This is a genomic window from Pseudomonas sp. SO81 (assembly GCF_030374125.1).
Taxonomy (GTDB): domain Bacteria; phylum Pseudomonadota; class Gammaproteobacteria; order Pseudomonadales; family Pseudomonadaceae; genus Aquipseudomonas.
On record NZ_CP126126.1, the window covers coordinates 2,771,473 to 2,797,550 of the forward strand.

At 66.9% G+C, this 26,078-nt stretch carries 29 protein-coding genes; 12 read left to right on the top strand and 17 right to left on the bottom strand.

The genetic code is table 11. The features are described from left to right. The first annotated feature begins 250 nt into the window (after positions 1-250). On the top strand, positions 251-694 hold the full coding sequence (locus OH686_RS12870) for a hypothetical protein (RefSeq protein ID WP_289533037.1): 444 nt from the start codon (positions 251-253) through the stop codon (positions 692-694). Here OH686_RS12870 and OH686_RS12875 read toward each other — a convergent pair. From OH686_RS12875 to OH686_RS12900, 6 genes are all read right to left on the bottom strand, one after another. Further along, positions 679-1,935, bottom strand: a complete 1,257-nt coding sequence (locus OH686_RS12875) for an NAD(P)/FAD-dependent oxidoreductase (protein ID WP_289533038.1) — start codon at positions 1,933-1,935, stop codon at positions 679-681. The two genes, OH686_RS12870 and OH686_RS12875, sit on opposite strands and share 16 nt — an antisense overlap. Beyond that, positions 1,932-2,168, bottom strand: a complete 237-nt coding sequence (locus tag OH686_RS12880) for a (2Fe-2S)-binding protein (RefSeq protein WP_137974514.1) — start codon at positions 2,166-2,168, stop codon at positions 1,932-1,934. Before OH686_RS12880 ends, OH686_RS12875 begins: the two co-directional genes overlap by 4 nt. After that, positions 2,161-3,270 carry an NAD(P)/FAD-dependent oxidoreductase gene (locus OH686_RS12885; RefSeq protein ID WP_289533040.1) on the bottom strand — a complete coding sequence of 370 codons (1,110 nt, stop codon included), beginning with the start codon at positions 3,268-3,270 and terminating at the stop codon, positions 2,161-2,163. The genes OH686_RS12880 and OH686_RS12885 overlap by 8 nt, the downstream gene beginning before the upstream one ends. Further along, positions 3,267-4,202, bottom strand: a complete 936-nt coding sequence (locus tag OH686_RS12890; RefSeq protein WP_289533041.1) for a 4-hydroxyproline epimerase — start codon at positions 4,200-4,202, stop codon at positions 3,267-3,269. The genes OH686_RS12885 and OH686_RS12890 overlap by 4 nt, the downstream gene beginning before the upstream one ends. A 100-nt stretch (positions 4,203-4,302) precedes the next feature. Next, positions 4,303-4,974 carry a GntR family transcriptional regulator gene (locus OH686_RS12895; RefSeq protein ID WP_137974516.1) on the bottom strand — a complete coding sequence of 224 codons (672 nt, stop codon included), beginning with the start codon at positions 4,972-4,974 and terminating at the stop codon, positions 4,303-4,305. A 62-nt stretch (positions 4,975-5,036) separates the two neighbouring features. Beyond that, positions 5,037-5,978 (bottom strand): LysR family transcriptional regulator, encoded by a 942-nt coding sequence (locus tag OH686_RS12900; RefSeq protein ID WP_289533042.1) that lies wholly within the window; start codon positions 5,976-5,978, stop codon positions 5,037-5,039. A gap of 190 nt (positions 5,979-6,168) precedes the next feature. On the opposite strand from OH686_RS12900, the gene OH686_RS12905 reads away from it, so the two are divergent. From OH686_RS12905 to OH686_RS12920, 4 genes are read left to right on the top strand one after another with little or no spacing between them, the layout of a single operon-like run. After that, a complete protein-coding gene (locus tag OH686_RS12905; protein ID WP_289533044.1) occupies positions 6,169-7,584 on the top strand; it encodes an acetyl-CoA carboxylase biotin carboxylase subunit in 1,416 nt (471 codons plus the stop codon). A gap of 10 nt (positions 7,585-7,594) precedes the next feature. After that, entirely contained in the window at positions 7,595-9,421 is a 1,827-nt protein-coding gene (oadA, locus tag OH686_RS12910; RefSeq protein ID WP_289533046.1) for a sodium-extruding oxaloacetate decarboxylase subunit alpha, read from the top strand. 46 nt (positions 9,422-9,467) lie between these two features. Continuing rightward, positions 9,468-10,409, top strand: a complete 942-nt coding sequence (locus OH686_RS12915; protein WP_289533048.1) for a sodium-dependent bicarbonate transport family permease — start codon at positions 9,468-9,470, stop codon at positions 10,407-10,409. A 1-nt stretch (position 10,410) separates the two neighbouring features. Next, positions 10,411-10,713: a P-II family nitrogen regulator gene (locus OH686_RS12920; protein ID WP_354005255.1), complete on the top strand. Its 303-nt coding sequence runs from the start codon at positions 10,411-10,413 to the stop codon at positions 10,711-10,713. A gap of 4 nt (positions 10,714-10,717) precedes the next feature. Here OH686_RS12920 and OH686_RS12925 read toward each other — a convergent pair whose 3' ends face one another. Then, the gene (locus tag OH686_RS12925; protein ID WP_289533052.1) at positions 10,718-11,113 is read right to left on the bottom strand and encodes a hypothetical protein; all 396 of its coding nucleotides are present in this window, start codon (positions 11,111-11,113) and stop codon (positions 10,718-10,720) included. Positions 11,114-11,262: 149 nt separating this feature from the next. Continuing rightward, complete coding sequence (locus tag OH686_RS12930) at positions 11,263-11,478, bottom strand: DUF1127 domain-containing protein (RefSeq protein ID WP_279869228.1); 216 nt, start codon at positions 11,476-11,478, stop codon at positions 11,263-11,265. A gap of 388 nt (positions 11,479-11,866) precedes the next feature. Between OH686_RS12930 and OH686_RS12935 the strand changes: the two genes are divergently transcribed. Next, positions 11,867-12,904 carry a threonine aldolase family protein gene (locus OH686_RS12935; protein ID WP_289533057.1) on the top strand — a complete coding sequence of 346 codons (1,038 nt, stop codon included), beginning with the start codon at positions 11,867-11,869 and terminating at the stop codon, positions 12,902-12,904. 93 nt (positions 12,905-12,997) lie between these two features. Next, positions 12,998-13,822, top strand: a complete 825-nt coding sequence (locus tag OH686_RS12940) for an HDOD domain-containing protein (protein WP_289533059.1) — start codon at positions 12,998-13,000, stop codon at positions 13,820-13,822. A gap of 46 nt (positions 13,823-13,868) precedes the next feature. Here the strand turns inward: OH686_RS12940 and OH686_RS12945 are convergent, their stop codons facing one another. Together OH686_RS12945 and OH686_RS12950 are read right to left on the bottom strand one after the other, a co-directional pair. Then, positions 13,869-14,207, bottom strand: coding sequence for a hypothetical protein (locus OH686_RS12945; RefSeq protein ID WP_289533061.1), 339 nt, complete (start codon positions 14,205-14,207; stop codon positions 13,869-13,871). A gap of 53 nt (positions 14,208-14,260) precedes the next feature. Next, positions 14,261-14,797 carry a response regulator transcription factor gene (locus tag OH686_RS12950; protein ID WP_289533062.1) on the bottom strand — a complete coding sequence of 179 codons (537 nt, stop codon included), beginning with the start codon at positions 14,795-14,797 and terminating at the stop codon, positions 14,261-14,263. A gap of 239 nt (positions 14,798-15,036) precedes the next feature. Here OH686_RS12950 and OH686_RS12955 point away from each other — a divergent pair, with 239 nt between their 5' ends. Continuing rightward, a complete protein-coding gene (locus tag OH686_RS12955; RefSeq protein ID WP_289533064.1) occupies positions 15,037-16,098 on the top strand; it encodes a hypothetical protein in 1,062 nt (353 codons plus the stop codon). A 63-nt stretch (positions 16,099-16,161) separates the two neighbouring features. Beyond that, positions 16,162-16,575, top strand: a complete 414-nt coding sequence (locus OH686_RS12960; RefSeq protein ID WP_289533066.1) for a hypothetical protein — start codon at positions 16,162-16,164, stop codon at positions 16,573-16,575. A gap of 57 nt (positions 16,576-16,632) precedes the next feature. On the opposite strand, the gene OH686_RS12965 is transcribed toward OH686_RS12960, so the two are convergent. Both OH686_RS12965 and OH686_RS12970 read right to left on the bottom strand, forming a co-directional pair. Further along, complete coding sequence (locus OH686_RS12965; protein ID WP_289533068.1) at positions 16,633-17,721, bottom strand: polyamine ABC transporter substrate-binding protein; 1,089 nt, start codon at positions 17,719-17,721, stop codon at positions 16,633-16,635. A 26-nt stretch (positions 17,722-17,747) separates the two neighbouring features. Further along, the gene (locus OH686_RS12970) at positions 17,748-18,776 is read right to left on the bottom strand and encodes a histone deacetylase family protein (protein WP_289533069.1); all 1,029 of its coding nucleotides are present in this window, start codon (positions 18,774-18,776) and stop codon (positions 17,748-17,750) included. Positions 18,777-18,980: 204 nt separating this feature from the next. Here OH686_RS12970 and glsB point away from each other — a divergent pair, with 204 nt between their 5' ends. Beyond that, positions 18,981-19,901, top strand: coding sequence for a glutaminase B (gene glsB / locus OH686_RS12975; protein WP_137974530.1), 921 nt, complete (start codon positions 18,981-18,983; stop codon positions 19,899-19,901). Between the two features lie 21 nt (positions 19,902-19,922). Here the strand turns inward: glsB and OH686_RS12980 are convergent, their stop codons facing one another. Beyond that, positions 19,923-20,915, bottom strand: a complete 993-nt coding sequence (locus OH686_RS12980; protein WP_289533070.1) for an asparaginase — start codon at positions 20,913-20,915, stop codon at positions 19,923-19,925. A gap of 116 nt (positions 20,916-21,031) precedes the next feature. Further along, complete coding sequence (locus OH686_RS12985) at positions 21,032-22,480, bottom strand: alanine/glycine:cation symporter family protein (protein WP_289533071.1); 1,449 nt, start codon at positions 22,478-22,480, stop codon at positions 21,032-21,034. A 165-nt stretch (positions 22,481-22,645) separates the two neighbouring features. Here OH686_RS12985 and OH686_RS12990 point away from each other — a divergent pair, with 165 nt between their 5' ends. Both OH686_RS12990 and OH686_RS12995 read left to right on the top strand, forming a co-directional pair. After that, positions 22,646-23,464, top strand: coding sequence for a helix-turn-helix domain-containing protein (locus OH686_RS12990; RefSeq protein ID WP_289533073.1), 819 nt, complete (start codon positions 22,646-22,648; stop codon positions 23,462-23,464). A gap of 75 nt (positions 23,465-23,539) precedes the next feature. Further along, a complete protein-coding gene (locus OH686_RS12995; RefSeq protein WP_289533074.1) occupies positions 23,540-24,238 on the top strand; it encodes a hypothetical protein in 699 nt (232 codons plus the stop codon). A gap of 3 nt (positions 24,239-24,241) precedes the next feature. On the opposite strand, the gene OH686_RS13000 is transcribed toward OH686_RS12995, so the two are convergent. Genes OH686_RS13000 through OH686_RS13010 form a run of 3 tightly spaced genes read right to left on the bottom strand, consistent with a single transcriptional unit; the run spans position 24,242 to position 26,018 of the window. Continuing rightward, positions 24,242-24,913, bottom strand: a complete 672-nt coding sequence (locus OH686_RS13000; protein WP_289533075.1) for a GNAT family N-acetyltransferase — start codon at positions 24,911-24,913, stop codon at positions 24,242-24,244. Next, positions 24,910-25,365, bottom strand: coding sequence for a GNAT family N-acetyltransferase (locus OH686_RS13005; protein ID WP_289533076.1), 456 nt, complete (start codon positions 25,363-25,365; stop codon positions 24,910-24,912). Before OH686_RS13005 ends, OH686_RS13000 begins: the two co-directional genes overlap by 4 nt. 20 nt (positions 25,366-25,385) lie before the next feature. After that, entirely contained in the window at positions 25,386-26,018 is a 633-nt protein-coding gene (locus OH686_RS13010) for an FMN-binding negative transcriptional regulator (protein ID WP_289533077.1), read from the bottom strand. Positions 26,019-26,078 lie beyond the last annotated feature (60 nt).

Sequence of the window (26,078 nt, forward strand, 5' to 3'; positions counted from 1 at the left end):
TAGGGGCGCCCGCTCGATAAGCGGGCACGGCTCCGATGTCGGTCTTGTGGACCGCAGCGGATACGGCGAACGCTCTGGATGCCGACTGCACGGGCTGGGATCCTTTCCTGGCGAGGCGTCGGGAGGTGGCCGGTCTGGCAGCAAGAGTGCAAAGAAACCTAGAAGTCACTTGCGGGTCTGTCAATTTGTCGGATGATGGCCGCGTGATCCGCGCAGATTCGCGGCAAATGGCCACTAAAGGAGCGATTTCATGCGGCAATTCAGTGCACTGTTTCTGGCCCTGCCGCTGCTCGCCAGCCTGGGTTGCAGCGCCGGGCCGGCGCCAGGCGATGGCGCCGCGGCCGAGGAGTGGGCGCAACTGCGTCAGCAGCGCGGACATTTCGATGGCGCGGCCTGGAACAAGGACCTGGATGCCTGGCAGGGGCGCAAGCACCAGCTGCTGCAGGGCCTGGCCGAACGCCTGCTGGCGGAGAAGCCGGACCAGGCCGGGGTGCGCGCGCTGATGGGCGAGCCCGATGTGCAGGTGGCGGCCGACGGTGCCGAGTACGCCGACTGGCTGCGCCGCACCGAGTGGCGCGGCGAGCCGGGCGAGAAGCTGTGGAGCTACCAGTGGCGCGGCAACCACGACCAGCTGCTGGTGGCCTTCAGCGGCGAGCGGGTCAGCGCCGTCGGCTGGCTCTACGCCTGGGAGTGAGCGTCCTCGCCCAGCTGCAGCAGGGTGTCGATGCGCGCCGGGCTGAACGGCGGGCGTGGCGCCGGCGGTTGCCAGCCGAACAGTGCCTGGGCGGCACCGCCGCAGACCCGGCCCTGGCAGGCGCCCATGCCGCAGCGGCTGGCCATCTTGGCCTGGCTCCAGCCCTGGTGATCGGCCACCGCCGCTAGCGGCACGTCTTCGCAGCGGCAGATTAGGGTGTCCGGCCTGGCCAGGTTCTTCACCTCGTCGCGTAGGACGAAGGCGCCATTCAGCGCCTTGGCGAAACCGTGCCAGCGCTGGCGCTGCGGCCACAGGCGCTGCGCCGCGTCGCGCTCGCCCACCGCCGCATGGCCTGCGATGGCGCCTTCCACCAGCGCCTTCTCGCTGCCGCCGAAGCCGGTGCTCTCGCCGGCGGCATAGTGATCGGCCAGGCTGGTGGCCTGCCAGGCATCGATGGCGATGGCGCCGTTGTCGATACGGCAGCCCAGGGCCTGGCCGAGTTGAAGATTGGGGATCAGGCCGAAGCCGCAGGCCAGGCGCTCGCAGGTGACTTCCTTGATCTGTCCTCCGATGCTCAGGCGCACCGCTTCCAGGCGGCCCTCGCCCAGCGCTTCGACCACGTGACTGTTCGCCCGGTAGCCGCGATGGAACAGGCCGAACGACTGCAGCAGCTTGTGCGGCCAGCGCGGCAGCTGCGCGGCAAAGCCGGCCACAGCGCGCCACGGCGCCTGCTCGGCGATATGCAGCACCTTGGCGCCGTTGTCCTGCGCCGTGGCGGCGCTGGCCAGCAGCAGCGGGCCGCTGCCGGCGATGACGATGCGCTCGCCGGCCGCCGGCATGCCGCCCTTGATCAGCGCCTGCAGGCCGCCGGCGCCGGTGACGCCGGGCAGGGTCCAGCCGGGGAAGGGCAGCAGCAGCTCGCGGGCGCCGGTGCAGAGGATCAGCCTGTCGTACTCGATCACCCGGCCCTGCTCGGAGTCTTCCACCAGCAGCGCCTTGGGCCCGGCCAGGGCGACCACGCGGGTGGCCGGCAGCAGTTCGATATTGGCTTGCGCCTCCAGGCGCTGCCGATGCTTGCGGGCCAGCGGCGGCAGGTGCGCCTGCGGGCCGTCGCGCCAGATCTGCCCGCCGGTGGCGGGGTTGTCATCGAGCATGACGATGCGCTCACCGCTCGGTGCGGCGGCCAGGGCCGCGGCCATGCCGGCGGGGCCGGCGCCGATGATGAGGATGTCCACCTTCATGGCCGGCTCTCCACCCGCATGCCGTCGCGGCACAGGGTCTGGCAGGCCAGGCGGCGCTGGCCGTCGATGGTCACCCGGCATTCCTGGCAGATGCCCATGCCGCATACCGGCGCGCGGCGCTGGCCGCTGACCGAGGTGCGGCTGGTGCCGTCACCGCCAAGCATCAGCGCGGCGGCCACCGTGGTACCGGGAGCCACCTGCAGCGGGCGGCCGTCGAGAATCAGTTCAGGCATGCGCGCGTACTCCGGGGAAGCGCTGCGGCAGATAGGGTTGCGGCGCCAGTGGTGCGGTCTCGCCGAGCAGTTGGGCGACCAGCAGGTCGGCGCTGCCCGGCGCGGTGGTGACGCCCAGGCCCTCGTGGCCGACCGCCAGCCACAGGCCGGGGCGCTGCGGATGTTCGCCGAGCAGCGGCAGGCCGTCCGGGCTGGCGGCGCGGAAGCCGGTCCAGGCGCGGATGCCGTTGAGCCGGGCCAGGCCCGGCATGTAGTCGACGGCGCGCTGCAGCATCTTCGCCAGCATCCACGGCTCGACTTCGGGGTCCAAGGTGCCGAACTGCCGCGAGGCGCCGATAAACAGCTGTCCCGTCGGTCTGGGCTGGATATTGGCGGCGGTCGACGGGCCGCTGGCGTTGTGCGCACTGGTGACGTAGCCGAGCTCCACCAGGGTATGGCTGATGCGCCCGGGATAGCGGTCGGTGATCAGCAGGTGGCCCTTCTTCGGCTCGATCGGCAGTTCCGGGCACAGCTCGGTGACATGGGTGCCGCCCGCCAGGATCACCGCCTGGGCGCCGAGCCAGCTGCCGTTCTCCAGGCGTACGCGGTTGCCGTCGATCTCGATCACCCGGGCCTGGCGCTGCTCGATCAGCGGATGCTCGAGCAGCCAGCGCGCGGCGTTTGGCGCGTAGAGAATGCCATCGCCGATCGCCCGCAGGCCGCCGTGCAGGCCGTCGCGCAGTTCCGGTTCGGCATGGCGCAGGGCGTCGGCGCCGAGCAGCTGGCAGTCCAGGCCATGCTCGCGCAGCACCTGGTACTTGGCCTCGGCCACCGCCATCTCCTCGGCGTTGGCGGCCAGCCACAGGGTGCCGTTCTGCCGGTAGGCGCAGTCGTCCGGCATGTCGCGGGCCCAGTCGCGCCAGCGCTGCACCGAGTATTGACTGAGCGCCAGCTCGGCCGGGTTGTCGTCGAGCACGATCAGGTGGCCCATGCCGGCGGCGGTGGCGGCGCGCAGGCCGGCATCCAGCACCAGCACGCGCTGGCCGCGTTTGGCCAACTCACGGGCGCAGGCGGCGCCGACTATGCCGGCGCCGATGACGATGACGTCGGCGCCGTCGCTCACAGGCGAATGCCCCAGGCGAACGGATCGTCCGCCTCGATGAGCAGGGTGGCCTCGGCGCTGATATGTGCGCGGCCACGAATGGTGGGGATGATGCGGCCGCCTTCGGCGTTCTCGTAGCTGCCCTCGAACTGGCTGCCGATCACGCTGGCCTGGCGCCACAGCTGGCCCGGCTGCAGCTTGCCGTCGGCCGCCAGGCACGCCAGCTTGGCGCTGGTGCCGGTGCCGCAGGGCGAGCGGTCGTAGGCCTTGCCAGGGCAGAGCACGAAGTTGCGGCTGTCGGCCTCGGTGTCAGCGGCGAACAGCTCGATATGGTCGATCAGGCCGCCGTCCTCGCCACGGATGCCATGGTCTTCCAGGGCCTGCTGCACGGCCACCGAGTAGGCGGTCAGGGCGTCCAGGTTGTCGCCGGCCACGCGCAGGCCGTGATCGCTGATCAGGAAGAACCAGTTGCCGCCCCAGGCGATATCGCCGGTCACCCGGCCATGGCCCGGCACGTCGACGGCGACCGCCTGGCGATAGCGGTAGGCCGGCACGTTGCGCACGCTCACCGAGCGGTCGTCGTGCAGGGTCGCCTCGACGGTGCCGACCGGCGTCTCGATCCTGTGCACGCCCGGGCCGATGCGACCCAGGTGCGCCAGCGAGACCACCAGGCCGATGGTGCCGTGGCCGCACATGCCGAGGTAGCCGCTGTTGTTGAAGAAGATCACTCCGGCACAGGCGCTGGGGTCGACCGGCTCGCACAGCAGGGCGCCGACCAGCACGTCACTGCCGCGCGGCTCCAGCACGCTGGCGGCACGCCACTGGTCGAAGCGCTCGGCCAGCAGCTGACGGCGCTCGGCCATGCTGCCGCGTCCCAGATCGGGAAAGCCTTCGAGAACCAGGCGGGTCGGTTCGCCGCCGGTGTGCGAGTCGAGTACACGGATACGTTGCATGATGGCCCCTGCCGCTGAATGGTTTCGGCAAGGGTGCCGCCGGAACGAGGTCGGCGGCTTGAGCCATTTCCGCCGGCGCTATGACGAAATCGGCACAGCCTCAGACGCGATTGGGCAGGTGCTCGTAGAGCGTCTGGCACACGCCGTTGATGTGTTCCTCGATCAGCCGGGCGGCGGTCTCGGCGTCGCCGGCGCGGCAGGCGGCGATGATTTCGCGATGCTCGTGGTCGGCGCGGTCCTTGCCCTCGGACAGGCTCATCTGCATGCGCAGGTAGCGCTCCAGCTTGTCGTGGATCGAGCGGATCAGGTTGACCAGGAACGGCCGTTGCGCCGGCTCGTAGAGGCAGGCGTGGAGCTGCCAGTTGAGTTCGGCCCAGCGACCGACGTCTTCCTCGCCGAGGAAGGCCTCGCAGATGCGCTCGGCGGCGGCGAAGGTGGCCTCGCTCATGTTCGGCACCGCCAGGCGGATCGCGCGCATCTCCAGCAGCACCCGCACCTCGAACATCTGCGCCATCTCCGGTTCGGAGATTCGCGTGACCACCGCGCCCTTGTTGCGCTGGAACAGCACCAGGCCCTCGGCCTCCAGGCGCTTGAGCGCCTCGCGCACGGGAATCTTGCTGACGTTGAACAGCTGGGCGATGTCGTCCTGGCGGATCGGCTCGTCCTCGGCGAAATGCCCGGAGATGATCGCGTCGCGCAGGTGCTTGGCGATGACCTCGGATGCGGCGGGCGCTATTCCCAGGTTGGGGGCATTGAAGCGAGGTAGGGGCACGGCACGTCACCGAGTCGGCTGGTTGATGCGAATATCATATACGAAATCCCTGGCTTGCCAGTTCAGCCTGCGCGGCTGAAGCGCTGCTCCAGCGCCGCGATCTGCGCGCGCTCGTTACGAATGAAATCGCGGAACGCCTGGGCCACCGGCGACAGGCGCTTGCCCCGCACGTGCACCACGCACCAGCTGCGCTGCAACGGCAGCTCTTCCACCGGCAGTTCACGCAGCAAACCCTGGGCCAGTTCCAGGCGCACGGCATGCCGCGGCAACAGGGCCAGGCCGAGGCCGGCGATCACCGCTTCCGCCTGAGTTTCGCTGGAACCGACTTCAAGGGTCTGGGCGAAGTGGGCGCGCTTCTGGTGACAGTATTCCTCGCAGGCGCGGCGGGTGCCGGAGCCGATCTCGCGGACCAGCAGCGGGAAGGCGGTGAGGTCGCCCAGGCGCAGCTTCTGCCGTGCGCATAGCGGATGGTTTGGCGGTGCCACCGCGACTATCGGATTGTTGAGGAAGGGGAAGAAGTCCAGGGCCTGGTCGCCGGGCGGCTGCGACATGATCAGCAGGTCGTCACGGCTCACCGACAGGCGGCGCACCGCCTGGGCGTGGTTGACCACCGCCAGTTGCAGGCTGACCTCCGGATGCTGCTCGCGGAAGGCGGCGAACAGGTGCGGCACCAGGTACTTGGCGCTGGATTCCACGGCCAGGTTGAGCTGACCCTGCAGCGAGCCCTGCAGGTCTGAGAGCTGCATGTCCAGCGCCTCCAGGCGGCCGAACACGTCCTCGCTGGCGCGCAGCAGGGCTTCGGCGGCGGGCGTCAGGTAGAGCTTCTTGGCGATGTAGTCGAACAGCGGCTGGCCGAGCAGCTCTTCCAGCTGGCGAATCTGCAGGCTCACGGCCGGCTGGGTCAGCGCCATTTCCTCGGCGGCGCGGCTGTAGGAACGGCTTTCGCACACTGCGCGAAAAATCTGCAGCTGACGAAAAGTCATTCGCATCAACGACTTGCGCATTGATAAGGGCTCGTGGAAGGCCTTGGTTGGCTCAACTATAAGTCTTTGCTAATGGTTATCCCAACAATTATTGATTTTGGGTAATTCATCGGCAGAGCTAGCTTATGAAACAAGACCGCCGCGGGCTGTGCGGTCACCGGTCGACCGCCTCGCAACGGTCGTTTGTTCACGTGATCGAGGAACCAGGCTCGTGATCAAGAAGATCCTCATCGCCAACCGTGGCGAGATTGCCGTCCGCATCGTGCGTGCTTGCGCCGAGATGGGCATCCGCTCGGTGGCCGTGTATTCCGAGGCGGACCGCCAGGCACTGCACGTCAAGCGCGCCGACGAGGCCCACAGCATCGGCGACGACCCGCTGGCCGGCTACCTCAACCCGCGCAAGCTGGTGAACCTTGCCGTGGAGACCGGCTGCGACGCGCTGCACCCCGGCTACGGCTTCCTCTCGGAAAACGCCGAGCTGGCCGAAATCTGCGCCGAGCGCGGGATCAAATTTATCGGCCCATCGGCGGAAGTGATCCGCCGCATGGGCGACAAGACCGAGGCACGGCGCAGCATGATCGCCGCCGGCGTGCCCTGCACCCCAGGCACCGAGGGCAACGTGGCGGATATCGCTGAGGCCCTGCGCGAGGGCGACCGCATCGGCTACCCGGTGATGCTCAAGGCCACCAACGGTGGTGGCGGGCGCGGCATCCGTCGCTGCAACAGCCGCGAGGAGCTGGAACAGGCCTATCCGCGAGTGATCTCCGAGGCCACCAAGGCCTTCGGCCGCGCCGAAGTGTTCCTGGAAAAGTGCATCGTCAATCCGAAGCACATCGAGGCGCAGATCCTCGCCGACAGCTTTGGCAACACCGTGCACCTGTTCGAGCGTGACTGCTCGATCCAGCGCCGCAACCAGAAGCTGATCGAGATCGCCCCCAGCCCGCAGCTCACCCCCGAGCAGCGCGCCTATATCGGCGACCTCGCCGTGCGCGCCGCCCAGGCGGTGGGCTACGAGAACGCCGGCACCGTGGAGTTCCTGCTCGCCGAGGGCGAGGTGTACTTCATGGAGATGAACACCCGGGTGCAGGTGGAGCACACCATCACCGAGGAAATCACCGGCATCGACATCGTCCGCGAGCAGATCCGCATCGCCTCGGGCCTGGAGCTGTCGGTCAAGCAGGAAGACATCCAGTACCGCGGCTTCGCCCTGCAGTTCCGCATCAATGCCGAGGACCCGAAGAACAACTTCCTGCCCTCGTTCGGCAAGATCACCCGCTACTACGCCCCCGGCGGCCCCGGCGTGCGTACCGACACGGCGATCTACACCGGCTACACCATTCCGCCCTACTACGACTCCATGTGCCTGAAGCTGATCGTCTGGGCGCTGACCTGGGAAGAGGCGATGGATCGCGGCCTGCGCGCGCTGGACGACATGCGCGTGCAGGGCGTGCGCACCACCGCCGCCTACTACCAGGAAATCCTGCGCAACCCCGAGTTCCGCAGCGGCCAGTTCAACACCAGCTTCGTCGAGGCCCACCCGGAGCTGACCCAGTACTCGATCAAGCGCAACCCGTCGCACCTGGCCATCGCCATCGCCACCGCCATTGCCGCCCACGCCGGCCTGTAGGGATCAGAACATGACCAAGCCTCTTAACCAGAAAAGAATTACCGTCACCGACACCATCCTGCGCGATGCCCACCAGTCGCTGATCGCCACCCGCATGCGCACCGAAGACATGCTGCCGATCTGCGACAAGCTCGATAAGGTCGGCTACTGGTCCCTGGAAGTCTGGGGCGGCGCCACCTTCGACGCCTGCGTGCGCTTCCTCAAGGAAGACCCCTGGGAGCGCCTGCGCAAGTTCAAGGCCGCGCTGCCCAACACTCGCCTGCAGATGCTCCTGCGCGGACAGAACCTGCTCGGCTATCGCCACTACAGCGACGACGTGGTGCGCGCCTTCGTGGCCAAGGCCGCGGTCAACGGCATCGATGTGTTCCGCATCTTCGACGCGATGAACGACGTGCGTAACCTGCGCGTCGCCATCGAGGCGGTGAAGGCCGCCGGCAAGCACGCCCAGGGCACCCTCGCCTACACCACCAGCCCGGTGCACACCGTGGCCGCCTACGTCGAGCAGGCCAAGGCCATGCAGGCCATGGGCATCGACTCCATCGCGATCAAGGACATGGCCGGCCTGCTCACCCCCTACGCCACCTTCGAGCTGGTCAAGGCGCTGAAGGCCGAGGTCGACCTGCCGGTGTTCGTGCACAGCCACGACACCGCCGGCATGGGCTCGATGTGCCAGCTCAAGGCCATCGAGGCCGGTGCCGACCATATCGACACCGCCATCTCCAGCTTCGCCTGGGGTACCAGCCACCCGGGCACCGAGTCGATGGTCGCCGCCCTGCGTGGCAGCGAGTACGACACCGGCCTGGACCTGGCGCTGATCCAGGAGATCGGCATGTACTTCCACGCCGTGCGCAAGAAGTACCACCAGTTCGAGAGCGAATTCACCGCCGTCGACACTCGCGTACAGGTCAACCAGGTGCCGGGCGGGATGATGTCCAACCTGGCCAACCAGTTGAAGGAGCAGGGCGCGCTCAACCGCATCAACGAAGTGTTCGCCGAGATCCCGCGGGTGCGCGAAGACCTCGGCTTCCCGCCGCTGGTCACGCCGACCTCGCAGATCGTCGGCACCCAGGCGGTGTTCAACGTGCTCGCCGGCGCCCGCTACAAGACCATCACCAACGAGGTGAAGCTGTACCTGCAGGGCCGCTACGGCAAGGCCCCGGGCAAGGTCAACGAGGCGCTGCGCAAGCAGGCCATCGGCAGCGAGGAAGTGATCGACGTACGCCCGGCCGACCTGCTCAAGCCGGAGATGGCCAAGCTGCGCGAAGAGATCGGCAGCCTGGCCAAGTCCGAGGAGGACGTGCTGACTTACGCCATGTTCCCGGACATCGGCCGCAAGTTCCTCGAGGAGCGTGCCGCCGGCACCCTGACCCCGGAAGTGCTGCTGCCGATTCCCGAGGCCGGTGGCGTGGCGCCCGTCGGTGGCGGCGGCGTGCCGACCGAGTTCGTGGTCGATGTGCATGGCGAGAGCTACCGCGTGGACATCACCGGCGTGGGCGTGAAGGGTGACGGCAAGCGCCACTTCTACCTGTCCATCGACGGCATGCCGGAAGAAGTGGTGTTCGAGCCGCTCAACGACTTCGTCGCCGGTGGCTCCGGCAGCAAGCGCAAGAGCGCCAGCGCGCCGGGCGACGTCAGCACCACCATGCCGGGCAATATCGTCGACGTGCTGGTGAAAGAGGGCGATCAGGTCAAGGCCGGCCAGGCCGTGCTGATCACTGAGGCGATGAAGATGGAAACCGAAGTGCAGGCGCCGATCGCCGGCACCGTCAAGGCCATCCACGTGGCCAAGGGCGACCGGGTCAACCCGGGCGAAGTGCTAATAGAGATCGAAGCTTAAGTCCCTGGGGCGCATAAGCGCCCCTTTTTTTGCCCGCGAAAAGGAGGTGCGTGTGGATCCGGTGGTGCTGTTTTTCGTCTTCGGTCTGGTCGCCGGGCTGCTGAAGAGCGAGTTGAAGCTGCCGGCGGCGCTCTATGAAACCCTGTCGATCATCCTGCTCCTTGCCATCGGCCTGCACGGCGGGGTGGAGCTGGCAGAACAGGCCAGTGCGCAGCTGCTCGGCCAGTCAGGTCTGGTGCTGCTGCTCGGCCTCGGTTTGCCGCTGCTGGCCTTCGTGCTGCTGCGCGGGTTGCGTTTCGACCGGATCAATGCGGCGGCGGTGGCAGCGCACTACGGCTCGGTCAGCGCCGGTACCTTCGCCGTGGTCGTGGCCTTCCTGGTGTCGCGCGAGGTTGCCTTCGAGAGCTACATGCCGCTGTTCGTAGCGATCCTTGAGATTCCCGCGATCCTGGTCGGCATCGTCCTGGCCAAGGGCATCAGTCGTGACACCCAGTGGCGCGAGTTGGGCCGTGAGATATTCCTCGGCAAGAGCATCATGCTGCTGCTCGGCGGCCTGGTGATCGGCGCCGTCGCTGGCAAGGAGGCGATCAAGCCGCTTGAGCCGCTGTACACCAGCATGTTCAAGCCGGTGCTGGCTTTCTTCCTGCTGGAGATGGGGCTGATTGCCTCCAGCCAGCTCGGCGCACTGAAGCAGTTCGGCCTGCGTCTGGCAGTGTTCGCTCTGCTGATGCCGCTGCTCGGTGCGCTGATCGGCGCCTTGCTGGCGCGCGGTATGGATCTGAGCCTCGGCGGCACGGCGATGCTCGCCACTCTGGCCGCTTCTGCGTCCTATATCGCCGTACCGGCGGCGTTGCGCCTGGCCCTGCCCGAGGCCAACCCGTCGCTGTCGCTGACCGCCTCGCTGGGCATCACCTTTCCCTTCAACATACTGATCGGCATACCGCTTTATCTGGCGCTGGCCGAGCAACTGATCGCCTGGGGGTTTTGAGATGGACATGCATAGCCGCACCCTGCTCACCGTGATCGGCGAGGCTGCTCTAGAGAAGAAGCTGGAGGCCGACCTGGAGGCGCTCGGCGCGCCGGGCTGGACCATATCCGACGCCCGTGGCCGTGGCGCCCGCGGTGTACGCAATGCCGGTTGGGACACCGAGGGCAATATCCGGCTGGAGGTGATCTGCGCCCGCGACCTGGCCGAGCGCATCGCTGAGCACCTGCAGCGGCGCTACTACGCCAACTACGCCATGATCTGTTACCTCGGGGAAGTGCAGGTACTGCGCCCGGATAAGTTCTAGCGCCTCAGTTGTGCATGCGGTAGGCGCGGCGCAGGGTAATCAGGTCCTGCTTGGTGCAGGCCTGGGGTTCGGCGCCGGTCAGGTCGTAGCAGCGGTAGCGGAAGCCCATCGGCCAGTAGGCGATGGCGACCGGCGGCCAGAAGATCGAGGCCACCCGGAAGCGCGTGCGCAGCTTGCCGTTCTGGATGGTGTTGGCCTGCTCGTCCTGCAGGCGGTAGGGCACGCCGCCTGCGGCGCCCCAGGAGAACGGGCGGGTCTTCACCAGGCCGTAGTTGTCCTCGATCTGACGCTCGTTGATCACCAGGGTGCTATTTTGCGGCAGTTTGAACCAGGCGGCGGCCGAGCAGCCTGTGATGGCCAGAGTGGCCGCTAGCAGGGCGGCGGTCTTGAGTGGAGACATCTCTACTTCCTTGTACTTCTGGATGGCAGATTGCCGCTACCGCGGTGGCGCGCACTATATCGGCTTGCCTGCGGCTTGGCGATGTCAGAACGACGGGCACAAAAAAGGGAAGCACTCGGCTTCCCTTGGATACGGCGTGCTGGTACGACTCAGCGCCAGAACGGCTTGCTCACTTCAACCGCGCGGTCGTAGGTGCTGATGCCGGCGTCGGAGAGCAGGCGCTCGTCCAGGCGGGCCAGCTCGCGACGGCTGGTGATGCGACGCTGCCACAGCAGCAGGGTGCCCAGTACGCGCAGGGGCAGGTGACCGCCGCTGGCCGGGGATTGTTGTTGGAACATGAGGTCGGAACTGAGTGTGCGTTCCATGGTGGTGCTTCCTTCCGCTGTCGAGCGGGGTTAGATGGTGTCCTACTGGAAGCACATTTTCCTGACTGCGCAGTCGATTTTGTAGGCACAGCTGGGCTAAATTGCAGGGCTATTAGTTAGGCGGCTTGGTAACTGTTCTGCTCCTGTGACAGCAACTGTACTGGTCATCCGTGGAAGATCGCGGAGAAACAAGATTCGCGGGATTAATCCCTGACAAGACCTTTCAGAACGGCACCTTCTACAGGTACAGTTATTTTAGAATCCTGGCAGCTGACCAATCTGTTATTGCCGGAAGACGAGCCCACGAAGCCCGTTTTCCGACCTCACCCTCCGCTTCTGGCGCCGTCGCGCGACCTAGAATAATCGGTGATCCCACAAGGAAATCTTCATGACCGACCAGACCCAGCAATTCGCCAGCGACAACTATTCCGGCATCTGCCCGGAAGCCTGGGCCGCCATGGCCGAGGCCAATCGTGGGCACCAGCGCGCCTACGGTGAGGACGAATGGACGGCTCGCGCCTCCGACCAGTTCCGCCAGCTGTTCGAGACCGACTGCGAGGTGTTCTTCGCCTTCAACGGCACGGCCGCCAACTCCCTGGCCCTGTCATCATTGTGCCAGAGCTACCACAGCGTGATCTGCTCGGAGACCGCCCACGTCGAGACCGACGAGTGCGGCGCCCCGGAATTCTTCTCCAACGGCTCCAAACTGCTCACCGCGCGCACCGAGCAGGGCAAGCTGACTCCGGCCTCGATCCGCGAGGTGGCCCTCAAGCGCCAGGACATCCACTACCCGAAGCCGCGGGTGGTGACCCTGACCCAGGCCACTGAGGTCGGCACCGTCTACCGCCCGGACGAGGTCGCCGCCATCAGCAAAGTATGCAAGGAGCTCAAGCTCAACTTGCACATGGACGGCGCGCGCTTCTCCAATGCCTGTGCCTCGCTCGGCTGCAGCCCGGCCGAGCTGACCTGGAAGGCCGGCGTCGACGTGCTGTGCTTCGGCGGCACCAAGAACGGCATGGCGGTGGGCGAGGCCATCCTGTTCTTCAACAAGGCCCTGGCCGAAGACTTCGACTACCGCTGCAAGCAGGCCGGCCAGCTGGCCTCGAAGATGCGCTTCCTCTCCGCGCCCTGGGTCGGCCTGCTGCAGGACGACGCCTGGCTGCGCTACGCCAACCACGCCAACCGCTGCGCGCGCCTGCTGGCCGAGCTGGTGGCCGACGTGCCGGGCGTCAGCCTGATGTTCCCGGTGGAGGCCAACGGCGTGTTCCTGCAGCTCTCCGAGCCGGCCATCCAGCGCCTGACCGGCTGGGGCTGGCGCTTCTACACCTTCATCGGTGCCGGCGGCGCGCGCTTCATGTGTTCCTGGGATACCGAAGAGGCGCGGGTGCGCGAGCTGGCGGCGGACATTCGTCGGGCCATGGCCTGAACACCGACGAAAGGCAGGGTATGGCGAGGTGGGGCTGACTAAGGTTTTCAGTCCCACTGACCCAACTTTCCGCTTCGCCGGAGAACCACCCTCATGGACATCAACAACCTCTTCGAGCAGCTGCACAGCCTGCCCAGCATCCCCAAGGTCGCCCAGGACCTGATCCAGCAGTTCGACAACCCCAACACCAACCTCGACGCCGTCGCGCGCAACATCAACCTCGATCCGGTGATCGCCGCCAAGGTCCTGCGCCTGGCCAACTCGGCGCGCTTTCGCGGTGCCCGCGAGGCGCACAGCGTGGAGGACGCCGCCTCGCGCCTGGGCTTCAACACCCTGCGCACGCTGGTGCTGGCCTCGGCGGTGACCGGCGCCTTCAAGACCGACTCCGGCTTCGATCTCAAGGCCTTCTGGCTGCAAAGCTTTCAGGTGGCGAGCATCTGCCGGCTGCTGGCCAAGACCCGTGGCGTGGCGATGGAGACGGCCTTCACCTGCGGCATGATGCACAACATCGGCGAGCTGCTGATCCAGACCGGCGCGCCGGAACTGGCCGCGCGGCTCAACCGCAGCGGCAAGACCGACGCCGCCGGGCGCGTGGCGCTGGAGACCCTGCAGCTGGGCTTCGGCTTCCCCGAAGTGGGCGCTGAGCTGGCGCGGCGCTGGCAGCTGCCGGAGGTGATCCAGCAGGCCGTCGCCCTGCAGACCCGCCCGCACCAGGCGCCGGCGGACATGCCGCTGCCGCGGCTGGTGGCCCAGGCGGTGCTGATCGCCGAGGCGCTGCGCCTGCATAACGGTGATCTGGACAAGACCCGCGAGGAGCTGGACAGCCCGCTGTGCGAAGGCATCGACCTGGACGCGCTGTTCGACAAGCTGCCCGAGGTGCTGGAGGCCGACAAGGGCTTCAGCCAGCTGCTCGACTGACGCGCCTGGCCGCCGGTGCGCTGGCACCGGCGGCCATGTCGAGCGTTTACCCTTCCTGTTCCGCGGTTTCCGCTTCCTCGACCTTGTCCTCTTGCGCGGCATCCTGGCAGGCACCGGTAGCGCCTTCCTTGCCGGTGGAGGACACCGCGGACGAGCCGTCGGCCTTGAGGCTGATGGCGATGGTCACGCCTTCGCCCCTGGCCTCGTAGTACTGCTCGCTAAACTTGCTCAGGGTGGCCGGCTTGTCATTGATATGCACCGGGCCGCCGGCCTCGGCGCGCACGTTGAGTTCGCCGGGACAGGTGACATCGAACTCAGGCAGGCTGGCGGCGTTGGCCGCCCCGGTGGCGGCGAGCAGGGCAGTGGTGATCAGCAGTTTGTTCATGAGGGGTGCTCCTGGCAGGGATAGGCGTTCGATGGGCGCCTGCGTTCTCCTGATCAGTGAGCTAAGAAGCCGCCGGCTGGCTTGTCCAACCCGCGCGGCACTTGCCGATGGGCTGCAGGCAGCAGCCAGCGCAGCAGCTGCGGCGGCAACTCGATAGGGCGCCGCGGTGGTGGTCGCACCAGGGGCAGCGCCAGTTCGCCGGCGGCCAGGGCGGCGAACAACAAGGCGCAGACATTGCTCGCCCGTAACTTGCTTTGCATATTGCCGCGATGTTTGCGCACGGTCAGGTCGCTGATGCCCAATTCGCGGGCCACCTGTTTATCGCTGAGTCCTTCGGCGAATAAATGAATGATTTCCAGTTCGCGCTCGCTTAATACCGGCGACAAGTTTCGCCTGGCAGTAAGTTCGCCGAATCGTTCGAAGTAATAAATAACCAGCTGCGCCGACTTATGCAGGCCGAGTTTGCGCTGCAAGTTCTCCCGGTGTTTGTGCGCGGTACTCAGCGATATCGCCAGCGCCGCGGCGATGTCGCGGTCGGTCAAGCCCTTGGCGATCAGCCCTAGCGCCTGTATTTCGCGAGTCGTCAGCACATCCCTGTCCTGCCTGAGAAGGAGAGGGATCGACCTTAGTTTTCGGGCGCCGAATATCCGATACGGAAGTACTTCCCACGTGATACCGAATTTGCCCAATACCTGATTAACCGGTGCATCGACAGCATGTGAGCGTCGATTGACTCATGGCCGCCAAATGGAACTTGAGTTGCGCAGTTCGACGTACGCGCCGCGAGTTATAGCGGCGCCTCCATATAAATCACTGCAAGGACACCGTCATGAATTGGAACCGTACGTTTACCGATCTGATCCGCGCCGGCCGCGCGGCCTACTGGGGCAACTGGACCCTCGATCCGAAGATCAAGGTCGGCGCCGTTGGCATCGTCTCGCCGGACACCGGCGACTTCACCCTGGTGCAGGAGTCCACCCCGGGCCTGGCCATCAGCGAACGCGGCATCCCCAACCAGTGGAAGCTGGCCTCCAGCAACGTCAAGCGCAGCCAGGCCGCGGTCAAGCTGGACGGCTCGGGCACCGACCCGGAATCGGGCACCAAGGGTAGCGTCGGCACCGAGATCACCTGGGACTTCGCCACCGTCGGTTCCATCGCCTCGGAGTTCGGCATCGCCAACGAGAGCTTCATCAGCGATCTCACCGCCCTGTCCAAGGCCGACACCCTGAGCTGGCTGGCCCAGCAGGCCGCCTCGGTGAGCATGGGCAGCGCCGGCAACATCGCCCAGGGCTTCGGTGTGGTCACCAGCGTGATCTACGCCAACAGCGGCCTCAACCTCGGCTCCCAGGACAACAGCTCGTCCTTCTCCATCACCGGTGAAGCCAGCGCGGTGCAGGACATGGTGGCCGGCGCCAATGCCAAGGGCTCGTACAGCTCCACCAAGGAGAGCAAGCAGGTCGACCAGCACCTGTGGCCGTCCACGCCGAACAAGGAAGCCGGCGGTGCGATCCCGATCGCGTACACCTTCGCCTCGTACGACGGCACCCTGCTGATCCCCAACTGGATCAACCGCCTGGGCTCGCTGCAGATCCTGTTCAACAACAAGCCGGGCTGCACCTACATCACCAACATCAACCTCAGCTACGACACCCCGCAGGGCAAGAAGAACGAGTCCTTCTCGCTGAGCGGTGGCCTGTCCAAGACCGTCGCCAACATCCCGCTGAGCGCCACCAACATCGTCGCCGACGTCAGCTTCAAGGGCGTGATCAACAGCGACAAATACAGCTTCAAGTGGCCGAGCCCGCTGGGCCAGTGGCTGACCGGCCAGCGCGAGATCGAGATGACCGGCGTCTGGCCGGGGCAGACCCACGCGCGCGATATCGCGCTGTGAGCCGAGCGCGGAAGGCCCGCGGTCGGGCGCTTCCGTGCACACCAATCAGTGGAGGATGAACCCATGAATGCATTTATCGAGACCCATAAGTACCTGGCCGCCGCCATCCTGTTCGCCGCGCTGTGCGCCGGCAGCGTGTCTTCGGCGCATGCGGAGGATGTCGCCAAGGGCGTGCTGATCGTGCGTGGCGATGCCCACGGCGCCAGTCCCAACGAGAAGGACAACTACAAGAACGAGACGGTCAACGACAATCTTCTGGAAGAGGTGTCCGTGCTGTGCGCCAGCAAGGGCAACCAGACCGCCGCGGCCCTGGTCCTCACTGACACCACCCGTACCTGGGGTGGCTACATGAGCAGCAATACCACCACCGTGATCAATCTGGGCGGCAAGGTGGTGAAGGATGCGCAGCCGGGCAATCCCAACCACTGCCTGATCAATGGCCTGACGCTGGGCCAGATCAAGGGCATCTGGCACTGAGCTCCCGCGCCAAAGAAAAGACCGGCCAGGCGGCCGGTCTTTTTCCATGCTGACGGTTCAGCTACCCGTCTTGATCTTGCTCCAGGCGCGGGTGCGGGCGCGCTCCGCGGCACGCGGCAGCGGCTCGAGGGTGTAGAGCTTCTGCATGGCCTCGGCGGTCGGGTAGAGGTTGGGGTTGGTGCGGATCGCCTCGGCGACCAGCGCGGTGGCGTCCTTGTTCGGGTTGGGGTAGCCGACGAAGTCGGAGATCGGCGCGATCACCTGCGGCTGCAGCAGGAAGTTGATGAATTCATGCGCTTCGGCGATGTTCTTCGCGTCCTTCGGAATCGCCATCATGTCGAACCAGATCGGCGCGCCTTCCTTGGGCAGGCGCATGTCCACGGTCACGCCGTTCTTCGCCTGCTTGGCGTTGTTGGCGGCCTGCGAGAAGCTGCCCGAGTAGCCCACGGCCACGCAGATCTCGCCGTTGGCGATGTCGCTCATGTACTTGGAGCTGTGGAAGTAGCGCACGTGCGGGCGGATCTTGCTCAGCAGCTGCTCGGCCTTGGTGTAGTCGGCCGGCTCCGTGCTGTTGGGCGGCAGGCCCAGGTAGTGCAGGGCCAGCGGCAGGATCTCCGACGGCGAGTCGAGCAGGGCCACGCCGCAGTCCTTGAGCTTGGCGATGTTCTCTTCCTTGAAGATCAGGTCCCAGCTGTCCACCGGCGCGTCCGCGCCGAGGGCGGCCTTGACCTTGTCCGGATTGAAGCCGATCAGCACGGTGCCGTACATGTAGGGCACGGCGTACTGGTTGCCCGGATCGTTGGCCTCGATCAGCTTCATCAGCTGCGGGTCAAGGTGCTGCCAGTTGGGCAGCAGCGAACGGTCTAGCTTCTGGAACACGCCGGCCTCGACCTGCTTGGCCAGGAACACGTTGGACGGCACCACCAGGTCATAACCGGAGTTGCCGGTGAGCAGCTTGGCCTCCAGCGCCTCGTTGGTGTCGAAGATGTCGTAGGTCAGCTTGATGCCGCTGTCCTGTTTGAACTGGGTCAGGGTCTCCGGGGTGATGTAGTCGAACCAGTTGTACACCTTGAGTTCGCGGTCGGCGGCCTGGGCGGTGCCGGCCAGGGTCAGGCCGCAGAGGGTGGCGGCGAGCAGCTTCTTCATCTTGTTGTTCTCCTGTGCAGGGCGCGTCAGGCGCCCTGGAAACCTTCGAGCACGTTGACGGCATTGATGCCGATTTCGGCGACCGCATAGCCGCCTTCCATGACGAACAGCGTCGGCTTGCCCAGCGCGGCGATGCGTTCGCCCATGCGCAGGTAGTCCGGGCTGTCCAGCTTGAAACTGGAGATCGGGTCGTTCTGGTAGGTGTCGACGCCAAGCGACACCAGCACCACGTCCGGCGCGTATTCGGCGATGCGCCGGCAGGCGGTTTCCAGGGCGGCGCCCCAGAGGTCCCAGGCGCTGCCGGCAGCCAGTGGCAGGTTGAGGTTGCAGCCCTCGCCGCGGCCGGCACCGGTCTCGTCGGCGTAGCCGAGGAAGTGCGGGTACTCGAAGCTCGGGCAGCCGTGGATGTTGGCCACCAGCACGTCGTCGCGGTCGTAGAAGATCGACTGGGTGCCGTTGCCGTGGTGGTAGTCGACGTCGAGGATGGCCACCCGCGCGGCGCCCTGGTCGAGGCAGGCCTGGGCGGCGATGGCCACGTTGTTCAGGTAGCAGTAGCCGCCCATCACGTCGGCACTGGCGTGGTGGCCCGGCGGGCGGCACAGGGCGAAGGCACTGTGGGCGCCGGCGGCGATCTCGGCCTGGCCGCTCAGGGCGATCTGCGCGGAGCTGTATACGGCCTGCCAGGTACCGGCGGTGATCGGCGCGAAGCAGTCGAAGCTGTGGAAGCCGTACTGGCCATAGAGGTCTTTGGGCCGCTTGGCGCGCATATGCCGCGCCGGGAACACGCCGGGCAGGAAGTCCGCCGTGTTGCCCTGGGCGGCCCAGCCGGCCCAGGCCTTCTGCAGGAAGTCCAGGTAGTCGCCGGTATGGATGCGAGCGATCGGCGCCAGGCCGAAGTCGCGCGGCGCCAGCACCTCGCCGAGGTTGCGCTCGCGCAGCCGGGCCAGCACATGGTCGGCGCGCGCCGGCATCTCGAAGCAGGGTTTGAATTCACCGCCGACCATCTCGCCCTGGGCATGGTGCAGGCGGTGGTCGTCGCTGTAGAAGGTCAGCATCTTGTTGTTCTCCTCGATGGGCTGCGCGCATTGTTGGCGCCGCGAGCGAGCCGGGAGAACGATAACGCCGGCCAACAAAGGGATAATTCCGGCCATTGTGGCCGGCCGGCATTGTCGCCGCCGGGCCATTGCGCTCGGCTGCCGCTGTGATGGCGAGCCTGCCGCGGGCGTCTATTTCGGCACCCGCACATGGAGAGGTCGAGCATGCAGGCGCTGTTGAACGAGATTCTGGATCAGGTCCGCCCGCTGCTGGGCCAGGGCAAGGTGGCCGACTACATCCCGGCCCTGGCCGAGGTACCGGCCAACCGCCTGGGCATCGCCGTGCTGGGTGTGGACGGCAGCCTGCACACCGCCGGCGACGCCGCCGAGCCGTTCTCGATCCAGAGCATTTCCAAGGTGTTCAGCCTGGTGCAGGCGATCCAGCATTCCGGCGAGGACATCTGGCAGCGCCTCGGCCACGAGCCGTCCGGCCAGCCATTCAACTCGCTGGTGCAGCTGGAGTTCGAGCGCGGTCGCCCGCGCAACCCGTTCATCAATGCCGGCGCCCTGGTGATCTGCGACATCAACCAGTCGCGCTTCGCCGCGCCGGCGCTGTCCATGCGCGACCTGGCCCGGCGCCTGTCCGGCAACCCGCTGCTGGTGTCGGACGCCAAGGTGGCCGAGTCGGAATACCAGCACCGCGCACGCAACGCTGCCGCGGCCTACCTGATGCAGGCCTTCGGCAACTTCCACAACGAGGTGGAGACGGTACTGCGCAGCTACTTCCACCACTGCGCCCTGGCCATGAGCTGCGTCGACCTGGCTCGCGCCTTCGGCTTCCTGGCCAATCAGGGTTTCTGCCCGCGCAGCGGCGAAGCGATCCTCACGCCACGCCAGACCCAGCAGGTCAACGCCATCATGGCCACCAGCGGCCTGTACGACGAGGCCGGCAACTTCGCCTACCGCGTCGGCCTGCCGGGCAAGAGCGGGGTCGGCGGCGGCATAGTCGCGGTGGTGCCGGGGCGTTTCAGCGTCTGCGTGTGGTCACCGGAGCTGAACGCCGCCGGCAACTCCCTGGCCGGCATGGCGGCCCTGGAATCGCTCAGCGAGCGCATCGGCTGGTCGGTGTTCGCGCCGCTGGGTTGAGTCGCGGCGCGGAGGAGTGGCTCAGTCGGCGCACTCGCCGCACAGGTCGAACACGAACAGGCGCTCCACCTCGGCCTGGGCCAGGCCGGCGCCGAGCAGGCTGAACAGCTTGGCCAGGGCGGCCTCGCGGGTCATGCCGGTGCCGCTGACCAGGCCGGCCTCGGCCAGGGCGCTGCCGGCGGCGTAGACCTCGAAGTCGACATGGCCCTGCGGGCACTGGCTGATGGCGGCCAGCACCACGCCACGCTGGTGGGCTTCACGCAGCACGGCGAGGAACTCGGCGTCGTCCGACGGCCCGGTGCCGCTGCCGTAGCATTCCAGCAGCACGCCTTGCACGTCATCGGCCAGCACGGCGCGCAGCTGAGCGGCGCTCAGGCCGGGGAACAGCGGCTGCACGGCCAGGGTCACCGGGCTGCGCGGCTGACGGTAGTGCAGCGCCGCGGGCAGCTCGTCGAGGCGCGCCGCGTGACGTGGGCGATGCATGTTGGCGAAGGCATCGAAGGCCTCGCTCTTCAGCTTGCTGGCGCGGGCGCCATGCAGCAGCTGGCCGTCGAAGAACAGGTGCACGCCGGGCAGGCAGCCCTCGCTCAGCGCCGCCAGGGCGCCGAACAGATTGGGCCAGGCATCGCTGCCCGGGCTGCCCACCGGCAGCATGGAGCCGGTTAGCAGCACCGGCACCTCGATGCCCAGCAGCAGGAAGCTCAGTGCCGCGGCGCTGTAGGCCAGGGTGTCGGTGCCATGCAGCAGCAACACGGCGTCGCAGCCTTCCTCATCCACGGCCTGGACGATGGCGTCGCGCATGGCCAGCCAGTTGGCCTGGCGCATGTTGGCGCTGTCGATCGGCGGGCTCAGTTCGCGGAAGCGCCAGGCCGGCGCCGGGCGCTCCGGATGCAGGGCCTGTTCGGCCTTGAGGCGATCCTCGAAGCCGGAAGCCGGGGCCAGCCCGGCCTCGCTCATCTGCATGCCGATGGTGCCGCCGGTGTAGAGCACCAGCAGGTTCTGCGAAGGGTTCATGCGGTCGATCCGATCAGGTGGCGGGCGCGTGTTTCGCCCGAGTGTAACGGCGAACGGGCAGAGGTAGGACCAAGAAAAAGGGGGCTGTGTGCCCCCTTTTTATTTCAGCGGATGACTCAGCGCTGGTGCAGGCTGTGGGCCATGGCCACGTGCTCGCCGGTGGCGGCGGGCTGCGGGTTGGCCGGCCAGGCGACGGGGTCGAGGTCCAGGTCGCCGAACTCCTTCGGATCGAACACCGGGGTCTCGATGCCGGCCTTGCGCTGGGCATCGTAGTCGCGCATCAGGCGCAGGCCGACCTTGATCAGCATGGCCAGGGCGGCCAGGTTGACCAGTGCCAGCAGGGTCATGGTGATGTCGGCGAAGGCGAACACGGTGCCCAGGTTCTGCATCGAGCCCCAGAAGATCAGCGCCAGCACCAGGCCGCGGTAGATCATCAGCGGGCCGCGGCCACGGCCGACGAGGAACTGCAGGGCGTTCTCGCCGAGGTAGTAGTTGTAGAGGATGCAGGTGAACACGAACAGGCTCAGCGCCACGCTGACGAAGATCCGGCCCCAGTCACCGACCACGGCGGCCAGCGAGTTCTGGGTGAGGATGATGCCGTCGCCCTCGAAGCCCGGGGTGTAGAAGCCGGACAGCAGGATCAGCAGGGCGGTGCAGGTGCAGATGACGAAGGTGTCGAGGAACACGCTGAACGCCTGGACCACGCCCTGGGCCACCGGGTGCTTAACGGCGGCCACGGCGGCCACGTTCGGCGCGCTGCCCAGGCCGGCTTCGTTGGCGAACACGCCGCGCTTCACGCCCATCACGATGGCGCTGCCGAGCAGGCCGGCGAAGGCCGGTTCCAGGCCGAAGGCGCTCTTCACGATGGTCACCAGCATGTCCGGCACCAGCTCGATCTGGCTGGCGATCACGTACAGGGTCACGGCGATGTAGGCCAGGGTCTTGACCGGTACCAGCAGGTCGGAGACGGCGGCGATGCGCTTGATCCCGCCGAGGAACACCAGGCCCAGCAGCACGGCCAGGGCCAGGCCGGTGTACTGCACCGGGAAGCCGAAGGCGTTCTGCAGCGAGTGGGTCACGGTGAAGGACTGCAGGCCGTTGAAGGCGAAGCCGTAGGTGACCAGCAGCAGGACGGCGAAGGTCAGCGCCATCCAGCGCAGTTTCAGGCCGTGCTGGATGTAGTAGGCCGGGCCGCCGCGGTACAGGCCGTCGCCGTCGGCGCGCTTGTAGGCCTGGGCCAGGGTGCACTCGAAGAAGCTGCTGGACATGCCGACCAGGGCGGTCACCCACATCCAGAACACCGCGCCCGGGCCGCCGAGGGTCACGGCGACGCCGACGCCGGCGATGTTACCGGCACCGACGCGGCCGGCGAGGCTCAGCATCAGGGCCTGGAAGGAACTCAGCTGGCCGGCGCTGCCGCGGATGGATTCCTTGAACACGCTGAACATGTGGCCGAAATGGCGGAACTGCACGAAGCGCGAGCGGAGGGTGAAGTAGCTGCCCAAACCGACGATCAGCACGATCAGCAGTTTTCCGGACAGGAAATCGTTGAGCATTTCCAGCATGGCGAGGACCTCGATTCTTATTGTTCGAGTGGAAGAAGCGGCACGGCGACAGCCGTGGAGGCGCATGGTCGGCCTGCTGCGGGGCGCGGGCAATTTCGCGGGTCGCGGCGAGTTGGCGCGAGTTGATGCTAGAATCGCGCCGCTCGCATCATCAGGAATTGCCCCATGTCGGACGCGCTCGGCGACAACCTCAAGCTGCTCTGCAGCCATTACCGTTCGATCGCCGAGGTTTGCCGCAAGCTGGCGATCAATCGCGCCCAGTTCAACAAGTACCTCAGCGGTCAGAGTCGCCCGACGCCGTACAACCTCAAGCGCATCTGCGACTTCTTCGGCGTCGAGGACTACGAGTTGCTGCTGCCGCCGGAGCAGTTCAGCCGCCTGCTCGGCGCACGCAAGCCGGGCCAGGTGGCCGCCAAGCGCGCCGACGCGCTGATCGAGCTGCTCAAGCCGCTGCGTGAACAGACCGCCAACCTGTCGCGCTATTGCGGCTACTACTTCGAATACTCCAACTGCATGTCGGTGCCGGGCATGGTGCTGCTGTCGCTGGTGCACCTGCGGGAGGAGGACGGCGACTTCCTGTTCGAGCGCCAGGAGCGCCAGGAACGCTCCGCCAGCAGCGACGTGCAGGGCGAGGACTGGGTACGTTGCCGCTACCTGGGCGCCGCCTTCCAGTTGCAGGACCGCCTGTTCCTGATGGACTACGAGTCGCTGACCGTCAACGAGATGAGCCAGACCATCCTCATCCCCAGCTACAAGAGCCGCATCACCCGCCTCAACGGCCTGAAGACCGGCGTCTCCAGCGGCGACCGGCGCAACCCGGCCTGCACCCGCGTGGTGTGGGAATACCTGGGCACGGAGATCAACCGCATCAGCGCCTACCGCCAGGTGCGCCTGTACCGCCCGGACGACCCGCGCATCGACGACGACGTGCGCCAGCGCCTGGCCGTGGCGCCGCTGAAGAACGGCCTGTTCGAGATCGAGTAGGGCGGCGAATCAAAGCGCAGCGGGAAGGTCGTATGGATGCCAGGGCGGCAACTGCCCATCAAGGAGTGATCGAGCGTGTTCGCAATCAGTGGTTTGAGGGCGCTGCTGCGCCGTCTTGCGGTTGTGTCGCTGTGTCTGCTGGCCGTCGGCTGCAGCAGCCTGTCGGGCCAGGGCTATCTGTTCACCCAGGACAGTAAGCCGCTGCAATTGGCCGAGGATGTCACGCTCAAACAGGGGCATATGCGCCTGGAGTTCAACCCCGATCCCTGGCTGCTGGGGCGCCTGCGCCTGCACGACGGCCGCTCCGACTTCAAAGCCTGGGTTTCTTCCGGCGACTACGCCGGCAACTCCTTCTTCATCGATAGCCAGGACAGCGGCCTGGCCTACGACATCCAGGCGCGTTGGCAGGAGATCCGCACGGAAACCGCCGAGCGCGACGAGTACGAGTCGTGCACCACGTCCGGCTACTGCAGCCAGCCGGTGCGTCGCCTTGATTGCGGTCGCAAGAGCTACCGCGAGGGCACGGAGCGCTACGAGGACCACGCGAACGACGACAACTGCGAGGAAGAGTCGGTGGTCGAGCAGGGCAACTTTTCCGACTGCCCCGGCCACCGTCAGGTGCGCAAGCGCTACCAGGTCTACAAGCTGCTGGTCGGCCTGGAGTTCCGCGAGCCCTTCAGTGATCGCCCGCCGGTGGCCGAGTTCGATGGCGAGAGTCGCTATCGTCAGCGCTTGCTGGAGACCCTCAGCGAGGGTCAGTGCCAGGCGTACTGAACCTCAACCGCGCAACTCCTCCAGCCGGCGTATCTGCCGGCCCTCGCCATCGAAGTTGTCCGCCGCCAGCCAGCGCTGGAAGGCCGCGCGGCAGGTCGGCCATTCGCTGTCGATGATGGAGAACCAGGCGGTGTCGCGGCTCTCGCCCTTGACCACCATATGCTGGCGGAACAGTCCTTCGTAGCTGAAGCCGAAGCGTTCGGCGGCGCGCCGGGAGCGGGCGTTCCGCGAGTTGCATTTCCACTCGAAGCGTCGGTAGCCGAGGCTGTCGAAGGCATGCTGCGCCAGCAGGAACACCGCTTCGGTGGCGCCCGGTGTGCGTTGCATGCTGGCGCCGAAGGCGACATGGCCGAGCTCGATGCAGCCATCCTTGGGCGTGATGCGCAGGTAGGCGAGCAGGCCCAGGGCGCGGCCGCCGGCCTGCTCGACCACGGCATAGAACTGCGGGTCGCGGCTGGCGGCATTGCCGGCCAGCCAGGCATCGAAGGGGGCGCGTTCGGTGAACGGGCCGTAGGGCAGGTAGTCCCACAGCGCCGGGTCCGGACCCTGCAGTTCCTGCCACAGATCATCGTCATGCCGGGCGATGCTCAGCGGCTCCAGGCGGATAAAACGCCCCTGCAAGAGTTCATGTGGCGGAAAGGGGCGTGGCTGCCACTGGCTCAGGTCGGCGCTCATCCCAGCAGCTTCCGGTACTGGATAAAGCCGGAGCGGTCGGCGATGCGGTCGTAGAGCATGCGCCCCTGGTAGTTGGTTTCCTGGGTCAGCCAGTGCACGCGACTGGCGCCGGCGGCAGCCGCCTCGGCGTAGACGTGCTCGATCAGCGCGCGGCCGATGCCGCCGCCGCGGATGTGTTCCGCCACATACAAGTCCTGCAGGTAGCAGTAGTCGCCGGCGGTCCAGCAGCTGCGGTGATAGATGTAGTGCACCAGGCCCACCGCCTCGCCGTCGCGCCAGGCCAGGGCGGCGTGCATCGGTTCGGTCGGGTCGAGGAAGCGCTGCCAGGTGAGGGCGCTGGTCTCGTCGGCGATCGTGGCGTTGTAGAAGCGCTGGTAGCCCTGCCAGAGCGGCAGCCACACGGCGTGGTCGGCGGCGCTGAGCGGGCGGATGGTGAGCGGCGAGCTGGACATGGGATTCCCTTCTGTCGTGTTCAGTTGCTGATGGTCATGCGTGCGGCCAGGGCCTGCTCGCGCGGTTCGGCCGAGGCGGCCAGGCCGTCGCGCACACCGGCCTGGTCGATGGTCGAGCGGTTCTGGCCGAGCTTCCATTTGCCCTCCAGGCGGCGGATCGGCAGGGCGAAGCCGACGATGGCGCGCAGCATGGCGTCGATGTACTCGCGCGGCGCATCGCCGACTGCCCAGGGCTGGGCGCGGCCGCTCTCGTGCCGGTCGCTGAGGCGGCTGACGATCTGCAGCAGGCGCTCGGGTTCTTCGATCAGCTCCACCGGGCCGCGGGCGTGCACGGCGATGTAGTTCCAGGTCGGCACCACCTTGCCGTGCTCGGCCTTGGCCGGGTACCAGCTGGGGCTGACGTAGGCGTCCGGGCCGGAGAACACGGCCAGCGCCTCGGCGCCGCCCTGCAGCTCGCGCCAGTGCGGGTTGGCCCGGGCGAAGTGGCCGTAGAGGGTGCCGAACTCGCCTTCGCCGGGTTCCAGCAGCAGCGGCAGATGGCTGGCCTGCACGCCATCGCTACCGACGCTGGTGAGCAGGGCGAAGGGGCTGGCCTGCATCTGCGCGTGCAGCTCGGCGAGGTCGTCCTGGCGGAATGAGGCGGGCATGTACATGGTGACGGCTCCTGGCGGAATGGCCCCATGCTAGGCAGGATATTGGTCCGTTGTAAGATC